Raw genomic sequence first — 10,700 nt, 5'->3', positions numbered from 1 at the left:
CCAGATCCGCCGCATGCTGGAGGCGCTCGGGACCGAATGCCTGCGCCTCGTGCGCGTTGCGATCGGCGGGCTCGAGCTCGGCGAACTGCCGAAAGGCGCCGTGCGTGCGCTGACCGAAGCGGAATTGCAATCGCTGCGGCGGAAAACCGGCATCGAAAAGGCGAGACGCATTTGACCTATGAAAGGGAGATGGCGCCGCATGATTTCTGGCAGGAGGTTCATCCGCCCGGCACCTTTGCCGTCGACGGCGAATTCGCCTCCTTCTACGTCGCCGTGCTGGAAGATGGCCGTCAGATTCGCTTGCCGATCCGCGTGCTGGCGGATGGCGAGCACGCCCTCGCCTCGCTGATCGTCAACCAGGCAAGCTTTTCCGTCCTCGATGCGTTCGCCGAAAGCCTCGCCGAAAAGATCAGGCCCATGCGCATCGACGTCGTCGCCGGCCTGCCGACGCTCGGCCTGACGCTTGCCGCCGCGGTTGCGCAGAAGCTCGGCCACAGCCGCTATGTTCCGCTCGGCACCTCGCGCAAATTCTGGTACCGCGACGAGCTCTCCGTCCCCCTGTCCTCGATCACCACGCCGACCCAGCAGAAGCGCCTTTATATCGATCCGCGCATGCTGCCGCTGCTGGCGGAAGGGCGCGTCGCTCTGATCGACGACGTCATATCAAGCGGCGCCTCGATCGGCGCGGCTCTTGATCTGCTCGAGGCCTGCGGCATCGAACCGGTCGTCATCGGCGCGGCCATGCTGCAGTCGGAGCGTTGGCGCGAAAGCCTTGCTACCGCCGGGCCGCAATGGATCGCACGCACCATCGGCGTCTTTACAACGCCCATTTTGCAGCGGAACGCGGCAGGCCGGTGGCAGGCACCCGCCTGAGGCGCGAGATGAGGATTGTTCAATCTTTGCCTGAGGGCGCCTCTGTACAGCGCAGAAGGAACGATTACAGTCTGCCCAATCGATGAAACACCGGATCCACGCATGACGTTCGAGCAAGCATCCCTGCTGATCCTTCTGCTGGCGATGCTCGTTCTCTTCTCGTTCGATCGCATCCGCATCGAGGTGATTTCGATCGCCGGCCTGCTTGCCGGCTATGCGCTCGGACTTTATCCCGCCGACCACATCTTCACTGGCTTTGCCAGTCCCGTCGTCATCACCGTTGTCGAGATCCTGCTGATCGTCCAGGTGCTGGCGCGCGCCAGACTCTTCGACGATCTCGCCGCCCGTTTCGCCGCCGCCAAGCCTTCGGGCTTCAAGGTCATCGCTGGCGCTTCCTCGCTTGCCGGCTTCATTTCCATCTTCATGAACAATATCGGCGCCTTTGCTATCAGCCTGCCGGTGGCGCTGCGGCTCGGCATGGCGCTGACGATCCCCCGCCGCCAGCTCGTCATGCCCCTCTCGTTTGCGGCGCTGCTCGGAGGCCTCGTCTCGCTGATCGGCACGCCGGCCAACCTGCTCGTCAGCGACGCGCTCGCCAAGGCGACCGGAGCGAGCTTTCGCTTCTTCGATTTCGCCTATGTCGGCCTGCCGGTCGCAATCGCCGGCATTCTGCTCATCGCCTTTCGCATCCAGCGCCTCTTTCCCGAACCCGACGAAACGCCGGCAGCGATCTCCGCAGGCACGCGCCGCATCGTCGTCGAGCGCCGCATTCCCGACATTTCGCCGCTGATCGGCATCCGCCTTTCCGATTGTCCAGCGGGTTTCGGCATCAAACCGCACGCGCTGATCCGCGGCGACAGTTTCGTCTTCGGTCCGCTCGATCAGTCGGTGATTTCAGCCGGCGACGTGCTGCTTGCCGAAGGGGCCGATGCGGTTTTTGCCGGGCTTGCCGCCACCCAGGCGCTGATCGCCGATGCACATCCGCATGGCCTTCAGCTGGATTTTTCCCGTGTCGAAGCTGTCGTCATGCCGGAAAGCACGCTGGTCGGTTCGCGCGTCCGCTCGCTCGAAGTCTTCCAAAGCCGCGGCGTTGCGGTCACCGCTCTTTCCATGCGCGCGCCGCGCATCGAGGGTCGTTTCATCGACCTGCAACTGTCGATCGGTGATATATTGACCCTGGAAGGGCCGCGAACGGCAATCGTCGAAGCGCTTGAAGAAAGCGAGTGCCTGCCACTCGCCCCGACGGCCCCGGTCGAACCCGCCCTCTTCTCCTGGCGGCCCTTCGCGCTCTTTGCCTGCGGCATCGCCGCCTCTGCGGCCGGCCTGCGTCCCGACATCGCCTTTGCCTGCGTCGTGCTCGTGCTCGCCTTGCTCAATCATCTGAACATCCGCCAGGCGATGGCCGATCTCAACTGGCCGATCATCATCATGCTGGCAGCGATGATCCCGATCGGTCAGGCGGTGGCGACGACCGGGGCGGCCGAAACCATCGCCGGCGGGCTGAGCCTCGTCGTGCCGGTCAGCCGGCCGCTCTTCGGCATCGCCCTCATCCTCTTTCTCGCCATGGCGCTGACGCCCTTCGTCAACAACGCGACGGTCGCGATCGTCCTGATCCCGATCGCACTGGAATTCGCCAAGGCCGGCAGCCACGCGCCGGACGCCTATCTGATTGCCGTCGCCGTCGGCGCCTCCCTGGATTTCCTGACGCCCTTCGGCCATCACAACAACACGTTGGCAATGGGCATCGGCGGTTACCGCTTCAGTGACTTCCTGCGCGTCGGCTGGCCGCTTGCCGTCACAAGCTACGGCCTCGCTTTGTTTCTCCTGGCTCTGTTCTGGCTCTGATGCGATAGTTGGGACCACCTTGACTTCCCGGCAATGACTACAGCGCCGCGCGTCTTTCAGACGCGCAAAGGACGCTGTAGCACTTTGAGTGCTGCATAATTCCTTAAATCGATTCCGATTTAAGGAATTATGCAGTAGAGCAGGAAGCCTTCACCCCAATCACAAGGACCGTCGAGCGCCGTGCGAATTCTCTCCGAAGCCCATTTCCCGGAACTGCCGAACTATTATCGCGGCAAGGTGCGCGAGAATTACGATCTTCCGGACGGACGCCGCATCATCATCAGCACCGACCGGCTGAGCGCTTTCGACCGCATCCTCACCTGTATTCCTTATAAGGGCCAGGTGCTGACTCAGACGGCCCGCTACTGGTTCGAGGCGACGAAGGACATCTGCCCGAACCATATCCTCGACTATCCCGACGCCAATGTCGTCATCGGCAAGCGGCTAGACATTCTGCCGGTCGAAATCGTTGTGCGCGGTTATCTCGCCGGCACCACCGGCACGTCGATCCTGACGCTCTATAAGAAGGGTGAGCGCGAAATGTACGGCATGCGCCTGCCGGATGGCATGCGCGACAACCAGATCCTGCCCGAACCGGTCATCACCCCGACCAGCAAGGAATTCGACGGCGGCCATGACGAGCCGCTGACGCCTGCCGAAATCGTCAGCCGCGGCCTTCTGACCAAGGAGCAGTGGGAGACACTGTCGCGATTTGCGCTCGCCCTTTTTGCCCGCGGCCAGGAGATGGCGGCCAAACGCGGCCTGATCCTCGTCGACACCAAATATGAATTCGGCACCGACGGCGATGGCAACATCATCCTCGCCGACGAGATCCACACGCCCGACAGCAGCCGCTACTGGCTTGCCGAAAGCTATCTGGCCAGTTTTGCCGCCGGAAAACGTCCCGAAAGTTTCGACAAGGATTTCGTCCGCGCCTGGGTGGCGGAACGCTGCGACCCGTATAAGGACGAGATCCCCGAGATCCCCACCGAACTGATCGAACAGACCTCGGCCGTCTATATCAGGGCCTATGAGGCGATCACCGGCGAGCGCTTTGTTCCCGACGATAGCGGCGAAACGCCGTTTGCCCGCATCCGGCAGAACCTCGCCCCCTACTTCCCTTGAGATGGCGGCGCACGAAAGCCGCCAGCCGATCATCGGCTTGCGGCATTTCGTGCAATCGCGCTAACATCAGCCAAAAGGATCGGGCCTGGCCCGGCGGGGGACGGATGGTAAGAAGGCCGAGACGCAAGGCCGAAGAAACGCGGGAGGACATTCTCTCCATGGCGGAGATGCTGTTTCGTCAGCGCGGCTACCTCGCGGTGTCGATCGCCGATATCGCCGGCGCGCTGCACATGTCGCCCGCCAATGTCTTCAAGCATTTCCATTCCAAAGTCGCGCTGGTCGATGCGATCGCCGGACGCCATCTCGACAATGCCACCGAGCGTTTCGCAGCCTTCGACCAGAACCTGCCCCCAAAGGACCAATTGCTCCGCTTCGTCTTGCGCCTGCTGGAAGGCCATCTGCAGGACATCCAGAAAAATCCCTACATCTTCGAAATGGTGCTTTCGACGATCGAAGCCAAACTCGAGGCCGGCAACCGCTATCGCGCCCGAATCGAGTTAAAGCTGGACGAAATCATCCGAGAAGGCATCGCGGAGGGACGCTATCAGTGCCGCGATCCCGAGCGCGCGGCACACACTGTCGCAGACCTCCTGGCCTGCGTGTTGCACCCGATCCTGATTGCCCGCGACGACAAGGAAACCCTGGTGCATCGCGCCGAGAACATCGTCGGCTTTGTCGATGCCGCACTGCAAAATAACGCTTGCTAAGTGATGATTGCTGACTTACGTCACTTCGTAAAGCTTTTGTTAAATTCGGATAATGGCATTTGCAGCCAGATCAATCCTGACGATTCTATAGGCCTGCACTCGACTCGGCCGAGCCCGTGGATCGAACGGCCATTGCCACCGCACAGGGAATTCAGAATGATACGGCGTGCCCTTCTCATCTCCTCGGCGCTGACGTTCGGCGCATTGCTCGCAGCCTGCAGCGACAACGCCAGCAAGCCCGCCGGCAACGCAGGCGCGGCCCAGCAGGCCTCGCCGGTCGGCGTGATCACGCTGAATAAGGGTAGTTTTCCGGTCACCACGATCCTTCCCGGCCGTGCCGAGACCTTCCAGACGGCCGATATCCGGCCGCAGGTGAGCGGCCTGATCCGCGAGATCGCCTTCAAGGAAGGCGGCGAGATCAAGAAGGGCGACCTTCTCTACCAGATCGAGGATGCGCCCTATATTGCCGCCGTCGAGCAGGCCAAGGCGGCAATCTCCAAAGCCGAGGCGAGTGTGCCGAGCGCTGAAAGCAATCTCGACCGCTACCAGCGCTTGGTCGGCAGCGGCGCCACCCAGATCGAATTCGAAACCGCCAAGACGACGCTGCTCCAGGCCAAGGCCGAAGTCGAGTCAGCGAAGGCCGCACTGTCCGCCGCGCAGATCGACCTCGACCATACCAGGATCATCGCACCCTTCGACGGCATCATCGACCAGACCGCCTATAATGTCGGCAACGTCGTCTCCGCCAATCAGACGACGGCGCTGACGACGATCCGCCAGCTCGATCCGATCTACATTTCGCTGACGGAATCGAGCACTAACCTCTTGAAGCTGCGCGATGCGATGGCCGCCGGCGACATCAAGGGTGCAGCCAATGTCGTCTTCCACCTGATCCTCGAAGATGGCAAGGAATACAACCAGCCGGGCAAGCTCGACATGTCGAAGCAGGTGGTCAGTGAGACCACAGGCACCTTCATCATCCGCGTGCTCTTTCCCAATCCCGACCGGGTCGTGCTGCCCGGCATGTATGTCCGGGCGACCGTCGAACTCGGCGACGAGGACGGTTATGCGCTGCCACAGCTGGCGACGAGCCGTGACGCCAACGGCCGGTTGACGGCGCAGTTCGTTTCGGCCGAGGGCAAGGTCGAGACCCGTGCTTTCGAAAACAGCTCGCCCTCCAACAACTCCTGGCTCGTGACCGAAGGCATCAAGGATGGCGATCAGTTGATCGTCAGCGGTCTGCAATCGATCACATCAGGCATGCCGGTGAAGCCGGTCCCGATGAAGATCACCGACAACGGCGTGGTCGTGGCTGCCGAGCAGCCCGCGGCCGGTGACGCACAGAAGCCCGCAGCGAAGTAATCGCTTCGAGCCCCCGACGTCACCGTCTCTGCCGCACAGGAACAACCGATGGCCAAGTTTTTCATCCGACGTCCGATTTTCGCCTGGGTCATTGCGATCACCATCATGCTCGCCGGCCTGCTGGCGATCTTCACCCTGTCGATTTCGCAATATCCCGATATCGCCCCGACGACGGTCCGCATCAACGCCACCTATCGGGGTGCGAGTGCCGAGACCGTCGAGAAATCGGTGACGACGATCATCGAGGATGGCATGACCGGCCTCGACGACCTGACCTACATGACCTCGACCTCATCGACCGGTTCGGCCAGCATCCAGTTGACCTTCGGGACGAGCGCCGACCCCGATATCGCCCAGGTGCAGGTGCAGAACAAGCTGCAGCTGGTTCAGTCGCAGCTTCCGAGCGACGTCATCGATGCCGGCATCAGCGTCACCCGCTCGACCTCGAGCATCCTTCTGGTCGGCTCGCTTGTTTCCACCGACGGCAAGCGCAACTCGGTCGACCTCGGCAACATCCTGTCGACCTCGATCGAGGATCAAATCCAGCGCCTGGAAGGCGTTGGCAGCATCAACGTCTTCGGTTCGGGCTATGCCATGCGCGTCTGGCTCGATCCCTTCAAGCTGCTGAAATATCAGTTGACACCGAGCGACGTCACCGCGGCCATCCAGGCGCAGAACACCCAGGTCTCGGTCGGCTCGCTCGGCGCCCAGCCGGCCATCCCCGGCCAGCAGATCAACGTCACCATCACCGCGCAAAGCCAGCTGACCACCGTCGCCGATTTCGAGCACATCATCCTGAAGGTCGAGAAAGATGGCGCGACGGTCCGCTTGAGCGACGTCTCGCGCATCGAAATCGGCCAGGAAAGCTATGGCGGCAATTCGCGTTACAATGGCCAGCCGTCGACCGGTTTTGCCGTTAACCTGGCGATCGGCGCCAACGCCATCGATACTGCCGCCCGCGTGCGCTCGGCGCTCGATGTTATCGGCCGTGGCCTGCCGGCGGGCGTCGAGATCACCTATCCCTACGACACGACGCCCTTCGTCGAGCTGTCGATCGAAAAGGTCGTGCACACGCTGATCGAAGCGATCGTGCTCGTTTTCGTCGTCCTCCTCATCTTCCTGCAGAACCTGCGGGCGACGCTGATCCCGACGATTGCCGTTCCCGTGGTGCTGCTCGGCACCTTCGGGGTGCTGGCGGTCACCGGGTACTCGATCAATACCTTGACGATGTTCGCCATGGTGCTGGCAATCGGCCTTCTCGTCGACGACGCCATCGTCGTCGTCGAAAACGTCGAACGCATCATGTCCGAAGAGAAGCTCTCGCCGCTCGAGGCGACGGAAAAGTCGATGGGCGAGATCACCGGCGCCATTGTCGGCATCGCGCTCGTGTTGACCGCCGTCTTCATTCCGATGGCCTTCTTCGGCGGTTCGACCGGCATTATCTATCGCCAGTTCTCGATCACCATCGTCTCGGCCATGCTGCTGTCGGCGCTTGTCGCCCTCGTGCTGACCCCGGCCCTTTGCGCTACGATGCTGAAACCGGTTGGCGAACACAAGAAGCACCGTGTCGGCGACTGGTTCAACCGCAACTTCACGCGCTCGACCAACGGTTATATCGGCGCCATCGGCTTTCTGTTGAAACGGCCGATCCGCGTCATGCTGGTTTTCCTGCTCGTCGGCGCCGGCTGCGCCTATCTCTTCACCCGCCTGCCGAGCTCCTTCCTGCCGCAGGAAGACCAGGGCGTGCTGCTAACCATCGTCACCACGCCGCCGGGCTCGACCACCCAGCAGACCCAGGCAGTGGTCGAGAAGGTCGAGAAATATTATCGTGAAAACGAGAAGGACGCGGTCGAATCCGTGTTCGGCGCGCTCGGCTTCGGCTTCAACGGTTCTGGCCAGAACAGCGCCATCGTCTTCACCAAGTTGAAGGATTTCGCAAAGCGCACCGATCCCAAGCTGAGCGCCCAGTCGGTCGTCAATCGTGCACTCGGCAATTTCTTTGCGATCCGCGAGGCGCAGGTCTTTGCACTTCTGCCGCCGGCGATTCAGGGTCTCGGCGTATCGAGCGGCTTCTCCATGTATCTCGTTGATACCGGCGGCCACGGCAATGACGCGCTGACGGCCGCCTCCAAGCGGCTGATCCAGATGGGCAATACCTCGGGCAAGATCGTGGCGCTGCGCAGCAGCAACAAGGAAGTCGAGCCGCAGATGCGCATCGTGCTCGATCAGGAGAAGATCGGCGCCATGGGCGTCGACATCGCCGCGGTCAATTCGATGCTGTCGATCATCTTCACCGGCCGCGACGTCAACGACTTCACGCTGAACGGTGAGATCAAGCCGGTCTACGTCGAGGGCGATGCGCCCTTCCGCATGCAGCCGGATGATCTCAACCACTGGTACGCGCGCAACAATGACGGCGAAATGGTGCCCTTCTCCGCCTTTACCAAGACGGAATGGGTGAAGGGTGCGCCCTCGCTTGCCCGCTTCAACGCCGTCAGCGCCATCCCGCTCGACGGGGCTTCGGCTCCCGGAGTGTCGTCCGGCGATGCGATGAACGAGATGGAAGCGCTGACCGAACAGCTCGGCGGCGGGTATACGGTCGCCTGGCAGGGCATTTCCTATCAGGAACGCCTTTCCGGGTCGCAGGCGCCGATGCTTTATGCGATCTCCGTTCTGGTCGTCTTCCTTTGCCTGGCGGCGCTTTACGAAAGCTGGTCGATCCCCTTCTCTGTGATCATGGCGGTGCCCGTCGGCATTCTCGGGGCGCTGACGGCAGCGACCTTGTTCGGTCAGGCGAACGACGTCTATTTCAAGGTCGGACTTCTCACGACCATCGGGCTGGCGGCGAAGAACGCGATCCTCATCGTCGAGTTCGCCAAGGACCGCATGGAAAGCGGCATGGGCCTCTACGAAGCGACCCTGGAGGCAGCGAGATTGCGCCTGCGGCCGATCATCATGACTTCGCTGGCTTTCATTCTCGGCGTCGTGCCGCTGGCGATCGCGACAGGCGCGGGTTCGGCGGCACAAAACGCCATCGGCATCGGCGTTCTCGGCGGCATGCTGGCGGCGACGATGCTCGGAATTTTCTTCGTGCCGTCCTTTTTCGTCGTCATTCGACGCATCTTTGCCACACGGGGCAAAAATGCGGCAGGAGTGTGATAAAAATGCACTGTGATAATGCTGTTCCGATTGCTACATTGCGCCCGACTGCTTCGGTGTGTGTATTTTTGGTAGGACGAGGCGCGGTTGCGTTAGTGAAGCATGAAGCTTCGGACAAGAATTGACTTGCTCGAGTACAGGAAGAAATGAATGGTATCTCTTCGTTTTGCCACCCCGGCATTATTATTGTTGTTGTCGGGCTGCGTTGTTGGCCCGGATCATGTTCCTCCTGAAATGCCGCTGCCTGCCAAATTCGGAGAAGGCGGAACTAAGAGCGATGGTGATGTTGCTACCGCAGCCTGGTGGACCGCCTTCAACGATTCGAGGCTGAACGGCTACGTTAACGCTGGCCTTGAGCAGAACCTGACAGTCCAGCAGGCGATCGAACGCATCAATGCCGCCTCCGCCGCCGTCACTACCGCCGGAGCCGGCGCCCTGCCGAACCTGACCGTCGGCGGCTCGCACACGGTGAGCGGCCAGAGGGGCGAGTTGCGCACGCAGTTCGACACGCGCAACACCAGTGCCGGCGACGTCCAGCTGAGCTGGCTGCTCGATCTCTTCGGCCTCTACAAGCGTAGCACCGAGAGCGCTCTCGCCTCGCTCGATTCCGCTTACTCATCGGCCGATGTCGCCAAGCTGACGCTGATCCAGGATCTCGTCTCGAGCTATATCGACGTTCGCTACTACCAGCAGCGCCTGGCGCTTTCGAAGGCCAACCTGAAGTCTCGCCAGGAGACCTACGAGCTCACCAAGTTCCAGCTCGAAGCTGGCGCCGCCTCGCGTCTCGACGTCGTTCAGGCCGAAGGCCTCGTACAGTCGACGCTCGCCGAAATTCCCGGCCTCGAAACCAACATCCGCATATCAGCCCATCACATTGCCACGTTGCTCGGCCTGCCGGCCTCGGCTCTCGTTGACGAATTGCTGAAGGGTCATGGACAGCCGGTATTCCGCGGCGGCATCAACTCCGGCATCCCGGCAGACCTGATCCGCAACCGCCCCGACGTTCGCGTCGCAGAGCGCGATCTCGCCGCCGCAACGGCCAATATCGGTGTTGCCCAGGCGCAGCTTTATCCGAGCATCTCGCTCAGCGGTTCGATCTCGCCGTCCTACATCAACCAGCGCGGCATCCACGGCGGCCTGACGCCTTGGTCCTTCGGTCCGACCCTCAACCTGCCGATCTTCGATGGCGGCCGCCTGCGCGCCAACGTCAAGTCGGCGCAGTCCGATGCCGCGACCGCCTACCTCAACTGGAAATCGACGGTGCTGACCGCCGTCGAGCAGGTCGAGAATGCGCTCGCCGCGGTCCGGCGCGACGCCCAGACGGTCTCGGCACTCCAGGCCCAGGTGAAGACCACGCAGGAAACCCTCGAACTGTCGACTGCATCTTACAAGGACGGCGCCTCTTCGTTGCTCGACGTTCTCGACGCGCAGCGCCAGGTGTCGCTCGCCCAGGCAAGCCTTGCCCAGGCCGTTCAGCAGATGGCCAAGGACTATGTCTCCCTCAACATCGCGGTCGGCGGCGGCTATGCCCCCGGCGGCAAGACGACCGTGGCCAACACCACTGTCGTGGTGAAGCCGGCCAAGACCTGATCGGCCACCTTGCGCCGTCTGGACATATAGAGCCCCGCG

8 protein-coding genes (1 of these 8 cut by a window edge) are annotated in these 10,700 nt (G+C 62.0%); all 8 read left to right on the top strand.

Annotation, left to right across the window (positions count from 1 at the left end; genetic code table 11):
* Positions 1–175 carry the 3' end of a pseudouridine synthase gene (locus ACS4RS_RS11825; RefSeq protein WP_449313663.1) on the top strand. It extends 632 nt beyond the left edge of the window, so the window shows 175 of its 807 coding nt (coding positions 633–807); its start codon lies off the left edge, out of view; the stop codon is at positions 173–175.
* Between the two features lie 14 nt (positions 176–189).
* The gene (locus tag ACS4RS_RS11820) at positions 190–873 is read left to right on the top strand and encodes a phosphoribosyltransferase (RefSeq protein WP_439011846.1); all 684 of its coding nucleotides are present in this window, start codon (positions 190–192) and stop codon (positions 871–873) included.
* A gap of 102 nt (positions 874–975) precedes the next feature.
* Complete coding sequence (locus tag ACS4RS_RS11815) at positions 976–2,718, top strand: SLC13 family permease (RefSeq protein ID WP_439010819.1); 1,743 nt, start codon at positions 976–978, stop codon at positions 2,716–2,718.
* A gap of 180 nt (positions 2,719–2,898) precedes the next feature.
* The gene (locus ACS4RS_RS11810) at positions 2,899–3,843 is read left to right on the top strand and encodes a phosphoribosylaminoimidazolesuccinocarboxamide synthase (protein ID WP_439010820.1); all 945 of its coding nucleotides are present in this window, start codon (positions 2,899–2,901) and stop codon (positions 3,841–3,843) included.
* A gap of 104 nt (positions 3,844–3,947) precedes the next feature.
* Positions 3,948–4,550, top strand: a complete 603-nt coding sequence (locus ACS4RS_RS11805; RefSeq protein ID WP_439010821.1) for a TetR family transcriptional regulator — start codon at positions 3,948–3,950, stop codon at positions 4,548–4,550.
* A gap of 156 nt (positions 4,551–4,706) precedes the next feature.
* Positions 4,707–5,912 (top strand): efflux RND transporter periplasmic adaptor subunit, encoded by a 1,206-nt coding sequence (locus ACS4RS_RS11800; protein WP_439010822.1) that lies wholly within the window; start codon positions 4,707–4,709, stop codon positions 5,910–5,912.
* A gap of 48 nt (positions 5,913–5,960) precedes the next feature.
* Positions 5,961–9,071, top strand: a complete 3,111-nt coding sequence (locus ACS4RS_RS11795; RefSeq protein WP_439010823.1) for an efflux RND transporter permease subunit — start codon at positions 5,961–5,963, stop codon at positions 9,069–9,071.
* Between the two features lie 150 nt (positions 9,072–9,221).
* Positions 9,222–10,661, top strand: a complete 1,440-nt coding sequence (locus ACS4RS_RS11790; RefSeq protein WP_439010824.1) for an efflux transporter outer membrane subunit — start codon at positions 9,222–9,224, stop codon at positions 10,659–10,661.
* The last annotated feature ends 39 nt before the right edge of the window (positions 10,662–10,700 follow it).

Source organism: Rhizobium sp. F40D2, from assembly GCF_051810745.2.
Lineage (GTDB): Bacteria > Pseudomonadota > Alphaproteobacteria > Rhizobiales > Rhizobiaceae > Rhizobium.
This window is presented reverse-complemented; position numbering and strand designations above follow the sequence as displayed.